We start from the raw sequence: 18,354 nt of genomic DNA, 5'->3' as shown, positions 1-18,354 counted from the left end.
ACCGATTCACCCGCGCGCACGTGCCTCGACCAGCTATTGAGCGATACCAGTTGCCTCGTCGGCCATCGCACGCGTCAGATCGTGGATTGCGGTGTCCATGTGCTCGTGCACGCCGGCCTCCAACGCAGACCAGTCCCCGCCGACCAGCAGGTTCACCAGCAACTGGTGCTCCTCGACCAATGCCTCCGGCCGGTAGTACGCGGTTTCGAGGTTGGCCATGCAGATGCGCGCCTCCGCCGCCAGCGTCGCGTACATCCGCGACATGCGACTGTTCGACGTCGCGGACACGAGGGCGGTGTGGAACGCGAGGTCACGCTCGGCCAGTCCGAACCAGTCCGCGCGATCGATGTAGGGCTGCATCTGGTCCACGATCGCCGACAACCGAGCAGCAGTTGTCGTCAATGTCGATTCGTCGCCGTGCACGAGAGTCCACGCGGCGCCCACCTCGATCGCCGCGCGAGCCTCGTAGATCTCCGCGACGTCGTCGCTGCTGAGTTCGACGACGAACACTCCGCGGTTGCGGTAGCTGACCAACAGCCCTTCCTGGTTGAGCCGTTGCAGCGCTTCTCGCACCGGTCCGCGGGAGATCTCCAACTCGGCAGCAACATTCGCCTCGTTGATCTGCTCACCGGGCGCGTAGGAGCCGTCGATGATGCGGTCGCGGATCTGATCGGCGATCACCATCGACGTGTTGCGCGCGTTGATCGGCGTCAGTCTTCTTGATCCTGGCACTGGTCTCTCCTCCGCTAGGACCTCGGGATAGCAAAATACTTGTACTCGAGGAACTCGTCGATACCGACCCTGCCGCCCTCGCGGCCCAACCCCGATTGCTTGACCCCGCCGAACGGCGCCGCCGGGTTGGACACAAGCCCCGTGTTCAACCCGACCATCCCTACTTCCAGCCGCTCCCCCATCCGGAGCGCTCGATCGATGTCCTGGGTGAACACGTATCCGACGAGTCCCCATTCGGTGTCGTTGGCCAACGCGATCACCTCGTCCTCGGTGTCGTACGGAACCACAGCGGCCACCGGCCCGAAGATCTCGGTCGACATCAGATCCGATGCGGGATCCACCGAATCGAGCACCGTCGGCGGGTAGAAGTACCCCGGGCCGTCGTCCGGCGCACCTCCGACGACTGCGCGGGCGCCTCGCTCCAGAGCGTCGTCGACGAGGCGCTGCACCTTGGCCCGGCCGTCCTCGTCGATGAGCGGCCCGACCTCCACTCCGTCACCGTCGCCGGGGCCGACGTTCAGTGCGTCCATTCGCGCGCCCAGCTTCTCGGCGAACTCGATTGCCACGGAACGATGTACGAAGAACCGGTTGGCCGCGGTGCATGCCTCGCCCATGTTGCGCATCTTCGCTACCATCGCGCCGTCCACGGCCCGATCGACGTCGGCTCCCTCGGCGACGACGAAGGGTGCATTGCCACCGAGTTCCATCGACGTACGCATCACCGTCGGTGCAGCCTGCGCCAGAAGAATCTTCCCTACTTCGGTCGAACCGGTGAAGCTGATCTTGCGCGCGTCTCCGCTCGCCATCCACGAACCGACGACGCTCGCAGCGTCGGTCGTCGGTACGACGTTGACGACTCCGTCCGGCACTCCCGCCTCGACCAGAATTGCGGCCAGGGCCAGAGCGGTCAGAGGTGTCTGTTCGGCCGGTTTGAACGCCACGGTGCACCCGGCGGCCAATGCTGGGCCGATCTTTCGCGTACCCATGGCGAGCGGAAAGTTCCACGGGGTGACCAGGATGCACGGGCCGACGGGTTCGCGGGTGACGATGATGCGGTTCTTCCCGTCGCCGGTCAGGGTGTGATCACCTGAAATCCGCACCGCTTCTTCCGAGAACCAGCGAAAGAACTCGGCGCCGTAGGCGACCTCACCGCGCGCATCCGCCAGCGGCTTTCCCATCTCGGCGGTGATGATCGCGGCGAGTTCCTCGGTGCGCTCGACGATCAACTCGAAAGCCCGACGGAGGATGATGCTGCGTTCACGAGGAGCCGTCTGCGCCCACGACTTCTGGGCTTCCGATGCGGCTGCCATGGCCGCCTCCGCATCGGTGACGCCGCCGTCGGCGACGGTGGCGATGGTCTCACCTGTCGCAGGATCGACGACGTCGAACGTCTTTCCGCCGTGTGCGTCGCGCCAGTGGCCGCCGATGAACACCTGGGTCGGTGAATCGATCTCGGGTCGGGTCAGTGATGTGGTCATACGTCCCTCCTGGTGGTGCCTGGATCGAGAATGTGCGCGAGGTGCGTCGAGGCCCCGGCGCTGTGGTTGTCGGTGAGCTGGCGGACCTGCATGTGGCAGCTGAAACCGTCGGTGAGGATCGGTCGATCCCCCGCCCGACGCACGGCCGGAGCGAGGGCTTGTTCGGACACCTTCATGCTCATCTCGTAGTGATCGGGTTCGAAGCCGAAGTTTCCTGCCACGCCGCAGCATCCGGTTGCTTCGTCGATCGACTCGATTCCTGCAGCGGCCAACGCCTTCCGTTGGGTCGCTTCACCGAAGACGGCGTATTCGTGGCAGTGCGTCTGGACGGTCACGGCGTCCGGAACCGTCGCCGTCGGCGTCCACCCGCCTGCCGCCTGGTCGATCACTGCGCCCGCGAAGCTCTGCACGCGCGCTGCGACGCGTCGTGCGGCGTCGGTGTTCACCAGTTCCGGTAGGTCCTTCTTCAGTGCCGCCGCGCAACTCGGTTCGGTGACGACGATGGGACGGTCGGTGCCGTCGTCGAGCGCGTCCGCCGTCCGAGCAAGGTGCTTCCTGGCCGTCGCAAGCTGCCCGGTGGAGATCCAGGTGAGCCCGCAGCAGACGTCGCTGCGGCACTCGGCTGTTCGGCCAGCGTCGGCGAGGACTCGAACAGCAGCGCCGACGATCTCCGGCCGAAATCCCTTCGTGAACGAGTCGACGAACAGCACGACGTCACCGCCCTGGACCGAGTCGGTCGTCTGCGCCTTCAGTTCTGCACGTGATGCGAATCGCGGAAGCGCGCGCTCGGTCGTCAGTCCTCCGAGTTTCGCTGCCAGCACACCGATTCTGGGCGTCAGAACGGCATTGAGTGCCGGAGCGATCCGCGCGGTCACCTTCAGCCATCGCGGAAGCCATCCCAGCGAATAGTGCGCCATCGGACGCACCCGGCCAGCGTAGTGATGGTCGAGGAATTCCGCCTTGTAGGTCGCCATGTCCACGCCGACCGGACAGTCGGACGAGCACGCCTTGCAGGAGAGGCACAGATCGAGGGACTCCTTGACATCGGTGGATGCCCATCCCTCGGCGACGGTTCTCGAGCTGCGTACCATCTCCTGCAGCACTCGTGCCCGCCCGCGGGTGGAATCCTTCTCGTCACCGGTCGCCCGGAAACTGGGGCACATCACTCCGCCACTGCTCGATCGACAGCGGCCGACTCCGACACAGGACTGTGTGGCGTGGACGAACGGGTCGAGGTGCGGGACCGGTCGAGGATCCGGGCCCGATCCGATCTGGTGCAGATCGAAGGTCGTCTTCCACTCCCGCTTCGGGATGTTCGCCAGCGCAAGGTCGTTCATCATCGGCGCCGGGTCGGTGATACTGCCCGGGTTGAGCAGTCCGGCAGGGTCCCAGATGCCTTTGAAGCGCTCGAACGCCCTCAGCATCGTGGTCGAGTACATCACCGGCAGCAGCTCCGAACGAGCGCGCCCGTCACCGTGTTCGCCGGACAGCGACCCGCCGTGACGGACCACGAGGGCTGCCGCATCCCGCAGGAACGCGTTCATGATCGCGCGGCCTTCGTCCGTCCGCTGGTCGAACGTTATGCGCACGTGCATGCATCCGGCACCGAAATGCCCGTACATCACTCCGGTCAAGCCGTGGTGTGCCAGCAGGTCGCGAAAGTCGGCCAGATACGCCGCGAGTTTCTCCGGGGCCACCGCCGAATCCTCCCAGCCGGGCCAGGATTCGGTGATACCGCTCGCGCCGTCCGACAGTCGCGCCGACAGTCCAGCGCCGTCCTCACGCACTCGCCACAACGACTTCCGCTCGGACGGGTCGGCGACGACGCGACCGTCCTTCAACCGTCCCAGTTCTCGGAGTCGCTCGAGCAGACGCTCGGCCTTGTCCTCCACCTCGGTGGGGTCATCGCCGTCGAGGTCGACGTACAGCCAGGCGTTGCCGGACGGGAGGCCGCGCACCGAGTCCGCGCCGCGACGCATCCGCATGGTGTCGACGATCTTCTCGTCGATGCCTTCGATCGCGGCGGGAGAGAATTCGAGAATCGTCATGACGTCCTCGGCTGCTTCGACGACGTCCTCGTATCCCAGACTGAGCAACAGGGCAGCCGGAGGTACCTCCACGAGAGACACCGTCACGGCGACGACGATCGCGCAGGTGCCCTCGCTACCCACGAGCGCACGCGCCACGTCGAATCCGTTCTCGGGCAACAGGGTCGACAGGTGAAATCCCGACACCTGACGCGGAATGAGACCGAGCTCGAGACGGAGATCCGCCATGTGGTCCGAGACGAGCGACCGCAGGTCCGCAGTGATCCGAGTGGCGGCCTCGACCGACCGGGAATCGGAAGGATCCACGGCGGCGAGTCCGTCCCGTGTGGCCCGTAGAAGATGACCGTCCGAAGTGACGACATCGAGGGCGATCGTGTGATCGGCCGTCCGTCCGTAGCGCACCGAGTGGTTGCCGCAGGCATCGTTGCCCACCGCGCCGCCGACGGTGGCACGAGACTTGCTCGACGGATCGGGTGCGTACGTCAGCGCTCCTGCCGTCTCCGCCGACACGGCGGCGGCGAGTTCGGAGATGACGATTCCCGGCTCGACGACAGCGGATTTCCCCTGCTGATCGATCGACACGACCCGGTTCATGTGACGGGAGAAATCCAGAACGATTCCAGCGCCGATCGCGTTGCCCGCCATGGAGGTGCCGCCTCCCCGGCTGACTATGGGTACGCAGGCATTCGTGCACGCTCGGACCACCGTCCGGACCTCGTCCGCGGTTGCCGGAAACACGACAGCGAGAGGTGGCACGCGGTAGTTCGAGGCGTCGTAGGAGTACTCGGCACGCCGTCGAGGTGAGTCGTCCACCTCGATGTCCGTCCTCCGCAGAACATCGAGCACGCGCGCGGCGGCTTCGGGTTCGGGATCGAGAACGGTCACAATGCTCGCTTCAGGGTCCGGGCGATCGCGTCGAGTCCTTCGGCGACTTCGTCGTCGGTGACCACGAGCGCGGGAATGATGCGGACGACGTTTCCGAATCCCCCGCAGGTGAGGAGCAGCAGACCTTCGGAAATTGCGGTCTGCTGCACACGGGTTGCCGCCGCGGCGTCGGGAGCTCCGTTGTCGTCGACGAATTCGAGTGCTTGCATCAGACCGAGGCCGCGAGCATCGCCGATGGCCGAGTACTGCCCCTTCAGCTCGTTCAGTCCATCGAGAAGAACAGCGCCCTGCTCGGCTGCGTTGTCGACGAGGCCCTCGTCCCGCACCACCTCGAGTGTGGCCACTGCGGCGGCTGCGGCAACGGCGTTGCCGCCGTATGTCCCTCCCTGCGAACCCGGCCACGCCTTGGACATGAGTTCCTCGGACGCAGCGATTGCCGAGATCGGGAAGCCCGAGGCGAGTCCCTTCGCGGTGACGACGATGTCGGGGCGCGCAGCCGAGTGCTCGTGCCCCCAGAACTTGCCGGTGCGTCCGACACCTGCCTGAACTTCGTCGAAGACCAGGACGATGTCGTGTCGATCCGCGCGCTCGCGCAGTCCTTCGAGGAAGGCGGGCGGGGTCGGCAGGTAGCCACCGTCGCCGAGCACAGGTTCGATGATGAACGCGGCAGTGTCGGCGGGGCTGGACACCGTCGCCAGAAGGTAATCGAGCTCCTTCAGAGCGAACGCGACGGCCGTCTCGGTGTCCCAGCCGTAGCGGAATGCGTACGGGAACGGCGCGATGTGCACGCCTCCCATGATGGGCGAGAAACCGGAACGGAACTTGGTGCCCGCCGTCGTCAGCGACGCCGCCGCGACCGTTCGGCCGTGGAACCCTCCGTGGAACGCGATGATGTTGGGACGCCCGGTGGCCATTCGTGCGAGGCGGATCGACGCCTCGACGGCTTCGGAGCCGGAGTTGGCGTAGAAGACGCTGTTCAGTCCGGCGGGCAGCACGTCACCCAGTTTCTCGGTCAATTCCAGGAGCGGCTTGTGCATCACGGTCGTGTACTGCGCGTGAATGATCTTGCCGACCTGTTCCCGCGCGGCCTCGACGACCTTCGGATGGCAGTGCCCGGTACTGGTGACGCCGATTCCGGTGGTGAAGTCCAGGTACTTGTTTCCGTCGGTTCCGTAGATCCAGCTGCCCGACGCGTAGTCGACGACAACCGGTGTGGCCTGCTTGAGTGCGGGGCTGAGGTGTGTGCGAGCTGGAGCTGTCATGCGAGCTATCGTGGTTCAGGATTTGCAGATTGTCAACAATCTGCAACCAATCGCCTCGCTGGGCTTCGGACGTCGCGGATATCGTCGGCTCATGCCAACGACCCGTGTTGCCGTCCTCGGCAGCATCAACATGGACCTCACGACGTTCACGCCGCGGCTGCCTCAGCCGGGTGAGACCCTGCTCGGCACCACCTTCGCAGCCTCGCAAGGAGGCAAGGGCGCAAACCAGGCGTTGGCGGCCGCACGCTCGGGTGCCGACACGACCTTCCTCGGGGCCGTCGGCTCCGACGCGTTCGGCCAGGATCTGATCGACACTCTGACCGAGGCCGGCATCGACATATCCCTGGTCCGCCACGTCGACGGACCGAGCGGCGTCGCCTCGATATCCGTGGACGGTGACGGCGAGAACACGATCGTCGTCGTCGCGGGCGCCAACTCGTCACTGCTCACCCTGTCCGACGCCGAGCGTGACGCCATCGCGGGGGCCGACATCCTCATGTGTCAACTCGAGATCCCGCTGGAGACCGTCGTCGAGGGTGCTACACACGCGCGCGACCACGGCACTCTCGTTCTACTCAATCCCTCCCCTGCGCAGGACCTGCCGGACGAGCTCGTCGAGGCCGTCGACGTTCTCGTCGTCAACGAAGCCGAGGCACGGGAGTTGGCCCACGTCGTCTCCCGAGTGCCGCACGTCGTCACCACGCTCGGCGCGCGAGGCGCCCACTACCGCGGCCGCGAGTCGGCATCGGACTTCCGCTCGCCCACGGTCGACGCGATCGACACCACGGGAGCAGGCGACGCGTTCACCGGGGCGCTCGCCGCCGAGTGGTCCTCAGGCCCCGACGACGCAATCCGGTGGGCCTGTGCCGCAGGCGCTTTCGCAGCCACGCGACGGGGCGCCGGTTCCTCGTCGGGAACACGCACGGACATTCGAGGCGTCGGACAGGAATGAGCCTGGCTACGGGCTTTCAGGCAAGCCCGGCGAGCCCGAATCCCGCGGCACACGCCGCAACCGACAGCACGAGCGTGCCGACGGCGTAGCCGATGGCCTTCGCGTGCTTCCCGGATCGGACGAGCCGGACGGTATCGACACTCGCGGTGCTGAACGTGGTGTATCCGCCGCAGAACCCGGTTCCGATCACAGCTTGAAGATCCGTCGAACCATCCTGCAACACAACGAGTCCCGCGAGAAGGCCGAGCACGAGAGAACCCGAGACGTTGATGGCCGCAATCGCCCACGGAATCCCCGATCGCGGAAATCGACTCCTGAACCACGAATCGACGGCGAACCGCGTCACCGCACCGAGTGCGCCCGCAAGAGCGACGAGGACGACGATCACCGAGCACTCCTTCGGCGGTGACCGGCTGCTCCGGCGACGATGCCCGCCCAGGCAGCGACGCCGCCGAGGACCACGGTCCCGGCCCCGTAAGCCGATGCGGTGGACCAGTGTCCGTCACGAGTCAGCAGCACCGCTTCCAGCGCGAACGTGCTGTAGGTGGTGAACGCCCCGCAGAACCCCGTCCCCGCGAGCAGACGTACTCGTTGCCGCACACCGATATCCGGTCCACGCCTCGCCAAGTTCTCCAGCACGAGGCCGAGGACGAACGCTCCGACGATGTTGATCACGAAGGTTGCCACCGGCCACCCGGAAGGCCGGTGCGGCAGCGCCTCCTCCACACCGACACGGGCGAGTGTTCCCACGACGCCGCCGACGAAGACCGACGCCAGCGCCGACATGCTCGAATGCAACGGACGCGTCGACGTCGTTTCGCGCTCTCCAGGATCCCCGCCGGAATCGCGGCCTCCGCCGTCGCCCATGTCGCCTCCTCGTACCACCTTCTGCAGAAGAGTATCGACCCTCGTCCGGTCGTTCCTTGTCACACCGGTGCGGCACGATGGTGCCATGACAACCGCATCGCACACGCCGACAGACCTGCGCGCCGACGCCGAGCGCCTGCTCCGCGAGCTCGCGGGGGACGGTGCGAGCCTGCGCGAGGATCAGTGGGTCGCCATCGAGGCACTCGTGGTCGGTCGACGCCGCGCACTGGTCGTCCAGCGAACCGGGTGGGGAAAGTCGGCGGTGTACTTCATCGCAGCGAAGTTGCTTCGGGAACAAGGCCTCGGCCCGACGGTCATCGTCTCGCCGTTGCTGGCACTGATGCGCAACCAGGTCGCCTCGGCGGAGCGTGCGGGAGTCAAGGCCGCGACCATCAACTCCGGAAACATGACCGAGTGGGAAGACATCCACGCCGACGTCGCAGCGGGCAGACTGGACGTTCTGCTGGTCAGCCCGGAGCGCCTGAACAACCCGGACTTCCGCGATCAGGTTCTACCGTCGCTGGCCGGCGACGCGGGCCTGGTCGTCGTCGACGAGGCCCACTGCGTGTCGGACTGGGGTCATGATTTCCGGCCGGACTACCGTCGCATCAGGACCTTGATCTCCGAACTGAGAGAGGGAATTCCGGTTCTGGCCACCACCGCGACCGCCAACGACAGAGTGGTGTCGGACGTCGCCGCACAGTTGGGAGTCGGCGGCGGTGACACCCTCGTGCTGCGCGGAGGCCTCGAACGGGAGTCACTGCATCTGTCGGTCGTGCAGATCGAGAACTCGACCGAGCGAGCGGCGTGGCTCGCGTCGCATCTCGCGCAACTGCCCGGTTCCGGGATCATCTACACCCTGACGGTCTCCGCAGCCAAGGACCTCGCCGCGTTGCTGTCCGATCAGGGCCTCGCCGTTGCCGCGTACACCGGCCAGACCGACACGACGGAACGCGAGTCGCTCGAGACCGACCTGCTGAACAACGACGTCAAAGCTCTGATCGCGACCTCGGCCCTCGGGATGGGATTCGACAAACCGGACCTCGGTTTCGTCGTGCACATGGGCGCCCCTTCATCTCCTATCTCGTACTACCAGCAGGTCGGGCGTGCAGGCCGCGGCACCGATCGCGCCGAGGTGATCCTGCTTCCCGGTCACGAGGACAAGCAGATCTGGAGTTACTTCGCGTCGGTTGCGTTTCCGCGGGAACACGTCGTCAGGCAGGTGATCGAGACTCTCGATCCGGTGAAGCCTCAATCGACACCGGCCCTCGAACCGTTGGTCGACTTGAATCGCAGTCGATTGGAGATGGTCCTCAAGGTCCTCGACGTCGACGGCGCGGTGCAGCGTGTTCGTGGTGGATGGATCGCGACCGGCGAGCCGTGGACGTACGACGCCGAGCGCTACGAGCGGCTCGAACAGGCTCGCGACTCCGAACAGCAGGCCATGGTCGACTACCAACGCACCGACGGCTGTCGCATGGATTTCCTCCGGCGCCAACTCGACGACCCGGACCTGACGGACACTCCGTCCCGATGTGGCCGATGCGACAATTGCACAGGCCAGTCTTACTCTGCACAGGTCGAACAGGCTGCTGTCGATCAGGCTCGCAGCAGGTTGGACCGCCCGGGACTCGACCTTCCCCCGCGCAAGCAGTGGCCGAGCGGAATGAAGAAGCTCGGCGTCTCACTGTCGGGAAAGATCACCGACGGGCACGAACCCGGTCGCGTCCTGGGAAGGTTGACCGACCTCGTCTGGGGAAACCGCCTGCGTTCCGTCCTCGACGGTCCGGACGAGGCAGCGCCGTCGTCGTTGGTCGATGGATGCATCAAGGTCCTCGCATCGTGGGATTGGAAGGTCCGCCCGACGGCTGTCCTGGCCCTCGAATCCGCGTCGCACCCGGTACTCGTCAGGTCCGTGGCGAGCGAGCTCGCACGGATCGGCCGGCTCACCGACCTGGGAGTTCTCGGTCAACGGCCAGATCATCCGGTGGTGACGGCCTCCAACTCGGCCTTTCGGGTCGCGGGGCTCGTGGACTCCTGGGACATCCCGGACCTCGACAGCGTCGACGGGCCGATACTGCTGGTCGACCTCGTGACCGACACCGGATGGACGTTCACCTGCGCCGCCGACGCCCTGCGTAGGGCCGGAGCGGACGCCGTGCTCCCGTTCGCTCTTGCCACCCCCAAGTAGACGCCCCGAGGACACTAAGTCCAGACTGTGGATCGACGGAAGGTTATCGGAGCCGAAACTGCTCGCCGTTACCCTGAATCACACATTTGTGACCAGCGTCACAATCACCCTCTAACCTGGGGAAGCAAGGTGGTTTAGAGCGTCAATTTCCCGGGGTACATGAAATGCCATGGCCACCTTGTTACGTTTGTATTTCCTATGAAGCCCGCACAGCTGAGAGCGACCTCAATCACTGCGCCGGACGCAGTGAAGTTTCGTAGTCCAAAGATTTCCGACGGAGTCCGGCTCTGGGAGATCGCACGAGATTCGAGAGTGCTCGATCTCAACTCGAGCTACTCGTACATCCTGTGGTGCAGGGACTTTGCTGCAACATCCGTCGTGTCGGATGTCGGCGGCAGAGCAGTTGGTTTCGTCACCGGCTACATCCGGCAAGACTCCCCCACAACGTTTTTCGTGTGGCAGGTTGCGGTCGATGCCGATCAACGAGGCAAAGGTCTCGCCGGTCGTATGTTGAACGAACTGCTCGATCGCCTCACCCCCCAGGGCATCACACACCTGGAAACCACGATCAGCCCCGACAACGAGGCCTCGATCGCACTGTTCACGGCCCTCGCTCGAACACGAGGGACCGACATTGGAAAATCAGATCTGTTCGCGCCCAATGATTTCCCTGATAGCCACGAGGCCGAGGAGCTCTACACCGTAGGCCCCGCCGCCGTGCGCGCAAACGAAAGGAACAAGCAGAACATGACCGAAAAGATTGTTACCACAGAGAAGCCCGACGTCTTCGAGACAGTCGAGTCCGCTGTCCGCAGCTACAGCCGTCAGTGGCCCGCTGTGTTCAAGACCGCGAAGAACTCGACCCTCGTGGACGAGAACGGCCGCGAGTACCTCGACTTCTTCGGTGGCGCAGGCGCACTGAACTACGGCCACAACAACCAGATCCTCAAGGACGCTCTGGTGGATTACATCCAGAGTGACGGCATCACGCACGGGCTGGACATGTCCACCGTCGCCAAGCGCGAGTTCCTCGAGTCGTTCAAGAAGAACATCCTTGACCCGCGCGGACTCGACTACAAGGTTCAGTTCCCCGGCCCCACAGGCGCCAACACCGTCGAGGCAGCTCTGAAGCTCGCCCGCAAGGTGACCGGACGTGAGTCGATCATCAACTTCACCAACGCTTTCCACGGCATGACACTCGGCGCGTTGTCGGTCACCGGCAACTCGATGAAGCGAGCCGGCGCCGGAATTCCGCTGGTGCACACCACCCCGATGCCGTACGACAACTACTTCGGCGGTGTCACCGAGGACTTCCAGTGGTTCGAGCGTGTCCTCGACGACTCCGGCAGCGGATTCAACCGTCCGGCAGCAGTCATCGTCGAAACCATCCAGGGTGAAGGCGGCATCAACGTCGCTCGTCCGGAATGGCTTCGTGCACTGGCCGAGCTGTGCTCGCGCCGCGAGATCCTGCTGATCGTCGACGACGTCCAGATGGGGTGCGGCCGCACCGGCCAGTTCTTCTCCTTCGAAGAGGCGGGCATCGTCCCGGACATCGTCACGCTGTCGAAGTCCATCGGCGGCTACGGAATGCCCATGGCACTCACCCTCTTCAAGCCTGAGCTCGACGTGTGGGCGCCGGGTGAGCACAACGGCACCTTCCGTGGTTTCAACCCGTCGTTCGTCACCTCGAAGACGGCCATCGACACCTACTGGTCCGACGACAAGTTCGAGAAGGAAGTTCTCGCCAAGGGCGAGCACATCCAGGACAACTTCATCAAGCTGTGCGCCAAGTACGACGGGGTGTCCACCCGCGGTCGCGGCATGGTCCAAGCGCTCGTGTTCGACGAGCCGGAGAAGGCAGGCAAGGTCGCTGCACTCTGCTACGACGAAGGACTGCTCGTCGAGACCGCAGGTCCGTCCGACGAGGTCGTCAAGCTGCTTCCGCCGCTGACCACGACCGTCGAAGAACTCGATCGCGGACTGGACATCATCGCAGGTGCTACTGCCAAGGTGTGCTCCTGATCCAGCAGGATCCGATCCTGCTGCACACCATCGAGCTGCACATTCGTCGAAGGGAGACAACACATGATCGTGCGTACCACCGAGGAAATCACCGGGACCGATCGCGACATCTCGAGCGAGGACGGCAACTGGCGCAGCAAGCGCATCGTCCTGGGCGGCGACAAGGTCGGTTTCTCGTTCCACGAGACCACCATTCAGGCCGGCACGGTGAACAACTTCCACTACGCCAACCACATCGAGGCCGTCTGGCTCATCGAGGGTGAAGGCACGTTGACCGATCGCGAGACCGGCGAGACGTACGAACTCGGTCCGGGATCGATGTACCTGCTGAACGGCAACGAGCGCCACACCGTCGAGCCGCGCACCCAGATGCGCATGTTGTGTGTGTTCAACCCGCCGGTGGTCGGCAACGAGACCCACGACGAGAACGGTGTCTACCCGCTCGTGGAAGTTCCCGCATAAAGTTTGTTCTCATGACTCCACCCCGCTCGAATGCTGTTGCCGTCGGACCTGAAGAGGACCGCATCACGGTTTCTGCGATCGAGCGGGGTGGAGCCGTTGTTGCGCCTCTGGCCGACGCGTCGGGCCTAGTCTGGACGGAGGGGCCGTCGAGGTTTCCGACGGCTCTGCCGTCGACCGTCGAGTGGGTGCAGCTGCCGTCCGCGGGTGTCGAAGCGTGGTTCGAGGCCGGAGTGTTCGACGCCCATTCTTCGGTTCTGTTCACCTCCGCTGCGGGCGCCTACGCTGCCACCGTCGCCGAACACGCTCTTGCACTACTGCTCGCGGGCGTGCGTGCTCTGCCCGAGCACCTCGAAGCCCGCTCCTGGCAGCAGGAGCGATTTCTGAGCAAGGTCGGCACGCTGCGCGGGTCGACGGTCACGATCCTCGGAGCAGGCGGAATCGGCCGGGCGTTGATCCCGCCGCTCACCGCGCTCGGGGCGGAGGTCGTCGCGGTGAACCGCTCGGGCCGACCCGTGCCGGGTGCAGTGCGCACGTTGCCCGTCACCGCTCTGGCCGATGTGTGGCCCGGCACCGACCACGTCGTGATCGCTGCACCGGCGACACCGGCCACCCGCCACCTCGTCGGCGCGCAGGAACTGGCTCGGCTGCAGAAGCATTCCTGGCTGATCAACGTGGCACGTGGGTCACTCGTGGACACCGATGCTCTGGTCGACGCCCTCACTGCCCGGACCGTCGGTGGCGCAGGCCTCGATGTCACCGACCCCGAGCCGCTGCCCGACGGCCATCCTCTGTGGACGTTGCCGAACGCGATCGTCACTCCGCACGACTCGAACCCGACCGCGCTACGTCACGCTGCCTACGCCGACCACGTCGCATCCAACGTCGCGCGCTTCGTCGCAGGTGAGACGCTTGCCGCGCGCATCGACTCGACGCAGGGATACTGAGCGCTAACCTGGAGAACGTGGCAACGACAGTCCGCGCAGCCCCCTCTGCCAGCCGGCTCGACGACATCGTCGAGCTGCTGACCGGCAAGCGGGTCGCCGTCGTGTCGGGCGCAGGTATGTCCACCGATTCCGGGATTCCCGATTACCGGGGCCCGGACTCTCCGCCGCGCAACCCGATGACCTTCCAGCAGTTCGTCGGCGACGACGAGTTTCGCCGTCACTACTGGGCACGCAACCACGTCGGCTGGCGACACATGGACGCTGCGCAACCCAACCGCGGCCACCGAGCTCTCGCGGCCCTGGAGCGTCGCGGAAACGTTTCCGGCGTCATCACCCAGAACGTGGACATGCTGCACACCAAGGCAGGCAGCCGACGGGTCATCGACCTACATGGTGTCTACGCCCGCGTGACGTGCCTCGACTGCGGACGGCTCGTGTCCAGGTACACACTGGCCCGTCGCCTCGAAACGCGAAACCCCGGCTTTCTCGCCAGCGTCGCGCCGGCCGACGGCGTGGAAATCGCCCCCGACGCCGATGCTGTCATCTCCAGCACCGCCCACTTCCGCATGGTGGACTGCGAGGCGTGCGGTGGTGTGCTGAAACCGGACATCGTGTACTTCGGGGAGAGTGTCCCCAAGCCTCGAGTCGCGGAAGCGTTCGACCTCGTCGACTCGGCGGACGCACTTCTCGTACTCGGGTCGTCTCTCACGGTGATGTCGGGCCTGCGGTTCGTCCGCCGCGCCGCGAAAGCAGGCATCCCCATCGTCGTGGTCAACCGTGGATCCACCCGCGGCGACGAATTCGCATCGATCGTCAGCGCTGCCGGGTGCTCGGAAACTCTCACCGGACTGCTCGACGCGCTGCCGCCAGTGCACTGACCACAACCACAACCGGCCCCTGGCGCTCCTCACCGCTCGAATGAATCCCCGAGTCCGCTACAGCTCCACGGACACCAGGTCGTCGGCGTGAACCACTGGCCGCTGGAGTTCGGGAGCCAGGTCGGAGCTCGACTTCCCGAGCATGCCGGACAACTCGGACGCGTCGTACGCCACTACTCCCCTGGCGACGACGGCTCCAGCGGGATTGCGCAGTGCAACGACGTCGCCTCCGTGGAAGTTGCCGGTGATACCGACGATGCCGGCGGACAGCAGCGAGCGCCTGAGTTCGACGACGGCACGCACGGCGCCCGCGTCGAGGTGCAGGTCGCCGTCGACATCCGCGGCGTGCCGGACCCAGAACTTCCGTGACGACAGTCGGATCGGCCGGGCAGCGAAGGCCGTTCCGACTCCCGCATCGGTGAGTGCGTCGTTCGCGTCGGACGCAGCGGCAAGCAGGACCGGCACACCAGCATCGGCTGCGAGTCGCGCAGCGGACAATTTGGAGGCCATTCCGCCCGTGCCGAGTGCTCCTCCGGATCCTGCAACCACTCCGTCCAGGTCTTCCGGGCTGTCGACCTCGGGGATGAGCGTCGCGTCGCCCTTGCGCGGGTCGCCGTCGTACAGACCGTCGACGTCGGACAGCAGAACCAGTGCGTCTGCTCCCGACAGGTGCGCGACGAGGGCTGCCAGCCGATCGTTGTCACCGAATCGGATCTCGGCGGTGGCGACCGTGTCGTTCTCGTTCACCACGGCGACCGCTCCGAGCGAGCGCAACCGGTCCAACGTACGTTGCGCGTTTCGGTGATTGGTGCGTCTGGCGATGTCCTCGGCCGTCAGCAGTACCTGCCCGACGGTACGACCGAAACGTCCGAACGACGTGCCCCACGCATGCGCCAACGCGAGCTGGCCGACACTGGCCGCAGCCTGTTTGGTCGCGAGGTCTCGTGGCCGCTTGGTCAATCCGAGCGGCGCAATTCCGGCTCCGATGGCACCGGACGACACGACGATCACGTCGGTCCCGGCACGCATACGAGTCTCGACGGCTTCCGCCAACGCATCGAGACGCGTGACGTCGAGGCCGCCGACCAGGGACGTCAGCGCCGAGGATCCGATCTTGACGACGATGCGCTTGGCGCCCGCGATGGTGCTTCTCGTCGCCGATACCCTTGACGCAGAATCGGATTCAGCGCTCACGTTCCCTCACTCTTCGGGGTCGAGCCCACGCCGGACTCGACGAGCGTGCTTACGTTCGTCCGCGCTGATGCGCTCGACCTGATCGAGCCGTGCGTCGGTGCCACGTCCGGTGCGGACGATGTCGACGCCGGCGGAAGTCTGCGGTTCCCAGTCGAACGTGACGTCACCGATGGTGACCGATGCGCCCGGCTCCGCTCCGAGTTTGATCAACGCGTCCTCGACGCCGAGACGTGCCAACCTGTCGGCGAGGTAGCCCACGGCCTCGTCGTTGCTGAACTGTGTCTGCGCGACCCACCGTTCGGGTCGTGTACCGAGCACCAGGAAACCGCCGGGCACGTCGGGATCCTTGACGACCTCGAAGCCGTCCTCGTTGCGTGCCACCGGACGGATCACTGCACGACGAGGCTCTGCAGGCGGGTGCGCCACCCGGTACTCCTCGACCATCTTCGCCAGAGCGAAGATCAAGGGCTTCAATCCTTCTCGGCTCACAGCCGAGATCGTGAACACCGGCCAACCGCGCGCCTCGAACTCGGGGGTCACCATCTCGGCGAGCTCGGCAGCCTCCGGGATGTCGGCCTTGTTGAGCACGACGATGCGGGGACGGTCGGCCAGGTCACCCAGGCTCGCATCACCGAGCAGCGCGGGCTTGTAGGCAGCGAGTTCGGCTTCCAGCGCGTCGACGTCCGAGACCGGATCGCGACCGGGATCCAGTGTCGCGCAGTCGACCACGTGAGCGAGCACCGCTGTCCGCTCCAGGTGCCGGAGGAAGTCGAGACCGAGCCCCTTGCCCTGGCTGGCTCCGGGAATCAGACCAGGAACGTCGGCGACGGTGTAGGTCGTGTCACCGCTGGACACGACACCCAGGTTCGGCACGAGTGTCGTGAACGGGTAGTCCGCGATCTTCGGCTTGGCGGCCGACAGCACCGACACGAGAGATGATTTACCGGCGGACGGAAAGCCGACGAGTCCGATGTCCGCGACGGATTTGAGCTCGAGCACCAGGTCGCGCTCGACGCCTTCCTCACCGAGGAGGGCGAAGCCGGGAGCCTTACGGGCTTTGGACGACAGCGCTGCGTTGCCGAGTCCGCCCCGGCCGCCGGGCGCAGCGTCGAATCGAGTGCCCTCACCGATCATGTCCGCGAGAATGCGGCCGTCCTTGTCCAGGACGACGGTACCGTCGGGCACCTTCAGAATCAGATCCTCGCCGTTGGCGCCCTCTCGGTTGCCACCCATGCCCTGGGTTCCGTTGCTGGCCTTGGCGTGCGAGTGGAAGTGGAAGTCGAGCAGCGTGTGCACACTGCTGTCCACGACGAAGATAACTCCGCCGCCGCGTCCACCGTTGCCGCCGTCGGGTCCGCCGAGCGGTTTGAACTTCTCGCGATGAACCGAAGCGCAGCCGTTGCCGCCTTTACCGGCGCTGACGTGCAGCACCACGCGGTCTATGAATCGTGACATGGCTGCCTTCGATCCTTCCTCGGTCAGGTGACCGAATGTCTGTGCCCCACGAACGCGATAAGGGCGGACCGGGTGTCTTAGACCCTGGTCCGCCCTCGTCGTAGATCGTGGGGTGCGCCGTGCGGATCGCGTGCGATCCCCGGGCGCGGATGGTGCAGCGGAGACTAGGCCTCGACTGCGACCGGAACGATGTTCACGGTCTTGCGTCCACGCTTGGCGCCGAACTCGACGGCACCTGCGGACAGTGCGAACAGTGTGTCGTCGCCACCACGGCCGACTCCGACACCGGGGTGGAAGTGCGTGCCGCGCTGACGAACCAGGATCTCGCCTGCGCTGACCGTCTGGCCACCGAAACGCTTGACGCCGAGGCGCTGTGCATTCGAGTCGCGACCGTTACGGGAGCTGGATGCACCCTTCTTATGTGCCATGTTGCGTACCCTCCTCGGGTAAGAAGATCGCCGGTGCCCTGTGAGAAACCGGCTGAGAAGAACTGGTTACTTGATACCGGTGACCTTGAGGACGGTCAGCTTCTGCCTGTGTCCCTGACGCTTGTGGTATCCGGTCTTGTTCTTGAACTTGTGGATGCGGATCTTCGGGCCCTTGGTGTGCTCGACGATCTCGCCGGCGACGGAGATCTTCGCCAGCTTCTCTGCATCTGTGGTCAGGTCGGAACCGTCAACGACGAGGACCGGAGCAAGCGAGACAGCAGTGCCGGGCGCTCCCTCGATCTTCTCGACCTTGACGAGGTCACCAACAGCGACCTTGTACTGCTTTCCGCCGGTCTTGACGATCGCGTACGTTGCCATCGGAGGGCTACCCCTTGCTTCTTCGAACTTGCTCGCGCTGCCCACGGCAACACGACTGGTCTGATCTTGCTTTGTTCTTGCTTTCAAACATCCCGGCATCTATCCCGATCAACGCTCCTGCCTTCCGCGAACGGAGCCAGGGCACAGCAGAACAGTGTCGCCGGGAGCGACTTATCAA

The 18,354-nt window shown here is 65.3% G+C and carries 16 protein-coding genes and 1 pseudogene; 7 read left to right on the top strand and 10 right to left on the bottom strand.

Annotated elements, in window-relative coordinates; all coding sequences use genetic code 11:
• Nucleotides 1–33: 33 nt before the first annotated feature.
• From CH292_RS18720 to CH292_RS18705, 4 genes are read right to left on the bottom strand one after another with little or no spacing between them, the layout of a single operon-like run.
• Entirely contained in the window at nt 34–732 is a 699-nt protein-coding gene (locus CH292_RS18720) for a GntR family transcriptional regulator (RefSeq protein ID WP_230593910.1), read from the bottom strand.
• A 14-nt stretch (nt 733–746) separates the two neighbouring features.
• Nucleotides 747–2,210, bottom strand: coding sequence for an NAD-dependent succinate-semialdehyde dehydrogenase (locus CH292_RS18715; RefSeq protein ID WP_094655428.1), 1,464 nt, complete (start codon nt 2,208–2,210; stop codon nt 747–749).
• The gene (locus CH292_RS18710; protein ID WP_037158262.1) at nt 2,207–5,143 is read right to left on the bottom strand and encodes an FAD-binding and (Fe-S)-binding domain-containing protein; all 2,937 of its coding nucleotides are present in this window, start codon (nt 5,141–5,143) and stop codon (nt 2,207–2,209) included. Before CH292_RS18710 ends, CH292_RS18715 begins: the two co-directional genes overlap by 4 nt.
• Nucleotides 5,140–6,405: an aspartate aminotransferase family protein gene (locus CH292_RS18705; protein WP_094655427.1), complete on the bottom strand. Its 1,266-nt coding sequence runs from the start codon at nt 6,403–6,405 to the stop codon at nt 5,140–5,142. Before CH292_RS18705 ends, CH292_RS18710 begins: the two co-directional genes overlap by 4 nt.
• A gap of 91 nt (nt 6,406–6,496) precedes the next feature.
• Here CH292_RS18705 and CH292_RS18700 point away from each other — a divergent pair, with 91 nt between their 5' ends.
• On the top strand, nt 6,497–7,357 hold the full coding sequence (locus CH292_RS18700) for a ribokinase (RefSeq protein WP_094655548.1): 861 nt from the start codon (nt 6,497–6,499) through the stop codon (nt 7,355–7,357).
• A 16-nt stretch (nt 7,358–7,373) separates the two neighbouring features.
• On the opposite strand, the gene crcB is transcribed toward CH292_RS18700, so the two are convergent.
• Together crcB and CH292_RS18690 are read right to left on the bottom strand one after the other, a co-directional pair.
• Nucleotides 7,374–7,745 (bottom strand): fluoride efflux transporter CrcB, encoded by a 372-nt coding sequence (crcB, locus tag CH292_RS18695; RefSeq protein ID WP_033190443.1) that lies wholly within the window; start codon nt 7,743–7,745, stop codon nt 7,374–7,376.
• Nucleotides 7,742–8,224 carry a CrcB family protein gene (locus CH292_RS18690; protein WP_033190442.1) on the bottom strand — a complete coding sequence of 161 codons (483 nt, stop codon included), beginning with the start codon at nt 8,222–8,224 and terminating at the stop codon, nt 7,742–7,744. Before CH292_RS18690 ends, crcB begins: the two co-directional genes overlap by 4 nt.
• A gap of 85 nt (nt 8,225–8,309) precedes the next feature.
• On the opposite strand from CH292_RS18690, the gene CH292_RS18685 reads away from it, so the two are divergent.
• The 6 genes and pseudogenes from CH292_RS18685 (at nt 8,310) to CH292_RS18665 (ending at nt 14,721) form a co-directional block, all read left to right on the top strand.
• Nucleotides 8,310–10,415, top strand: coding sequence for an ATP-dependent DNA helicase RecQ (locus CH292_RS18685; RefSeq protein ID WP_026347730.1), 2,106 nt, complete (start codon nt 8,310–8,312; stop codon nt 10,413–10,415).
• 159 nt (nt 10,416–10,574) lie between these two features.
• A pseudogene (ectA, locus tag CH292_RS29415) lies at nt 10,575–11,114 on the top strand (diaminobutyrate acetyltransferase); the annotation flags it as partial.
• A gap of 48 nt (nt 11,115–11,162) precedes the next feature.
• Nucleotides 11,163–12,437 (top strand): diaminobutyrate--2-oxoglutarate transaminase, encoded by a 1,275-nt coding sequence (gene ectB / locus CH292_RS18680; protein ID WP_230593924.1) that lies wholly within the window; start codon nt 11,163–11,165, stop codon nt 12,435–12,437.
• A 63-nt stretch (nt 12,438–12,500) separates the two neighbouring features.
• The gene (locus CH292_RS18675) at nt 12,501–12,899 is read left to right on the top strand and encodes an ectoine synthase (protein ID WP_019664717.1); all 399 of its coding nucleotides are present in this window, start codon (nt 12,501–12,503) and stop codon (nt 12,897–12,899) included.
• Between the two features lie 11 nt (nt 12,900–12,910).
• Nucleotides 12,911–13,843 (top strand): D-isomer specific 2-hydroxyacid dehydrogenase family protein, encoded by a 933-nt coding sequence (locus CH292_RS18670; RefSeq protein WP_094626426.1) that lies wholly within the window; start codon nt 12,911–12,913, stop codon nt 13,841–13,843.
• A 17-nt stretch (nt 13,844–13,860) separates the two neighbouring features.
• Nucleotides 13,861–14,721: an NAD-dependent protein deacetylase gene (locus CH292_RS18665; RefSeq protein ID WP_019664719.1), complete on the top strand. Its 861-nt coding sequence runs from the start codon at nt 13,861–13,863 to the stop codon at nt 14,719–14,721.
• 57 nt (nt 14,722–14,778) lie between these two features.
• On the opposite strand, the gene proB is transcribed toward CH292_RS18665, so the two are convergent.
• The 4 genes from proB to rplU form a co-directional block, all read right to left on the bottom strand.
• Nucleotides 14,779–15,915: a glutamate 5-kinase gene (gene proB, locus CH292_RS18660; RefSeq protein ID WP_019664720.1), complete on the bottom strand. Its 1,137-nt coding sequence runs from the start codon at nt 15,913–15,915 to the stop codon at nt 14,779–14,781.
• A gap of 6 nt (nt 15,916–15,921) precedes the next feature.
• The gene (gene obgE / locus CH292_RS18655; RefSeq protein WP_033190439.1) at nt 15,922–17,370 is read right to left on the bottom strand and encodes a GTPase ObgE; all 1,449 of its coding nucleotides are present in this window, start codon (nt 17,368–17,370) and stop codon (nt 15,922–15,924) included.
• A 164-nt stretch (nt 17,371–17,534) separates the two neighbouring features.
• Nucleotides 17,535–17,798 (bottom strand): 50S ribosomal protein L27, encoded by a 264-nt coding sequence (gene rpmA, locus CH292_RS18650; protein ID WP_019664722.1) that lies wholly within the window; start codon nt 17,796–17,798, stop codon nt 17,535–17,537.
• Nucleotides 17,799–17,864: 66 nt separating this feature from the next.
• Complete coding sequence (rplU, locus tag CH292_RS18645) at nt 17,865–18,176, bottom strand: 50S ribosomal protein L21 (RefSeq protein WP_019664723.1); 312 nt, start codon at nt 18,174–18,176, stop codon at nt 17,865–17,867.
• Between the last annotated feature and the right edge of the window lie 178 nt (nt 18,177–18,354).

The organism is Rhodococcus sp. 14-2470-1a, from assembly GCF_002259425.1.
GTDB lineage: Bacteria > Actinomycetota > Actinomycetes > Mycobacteriales > Mycobacteriaceae > Rhodococcoides > Rhodococcoides fascians_E.
Note: the sequence above shows the minus strand (reverse complement) of the source record. Positions and strands in the feature narration are given on the sequence as shown.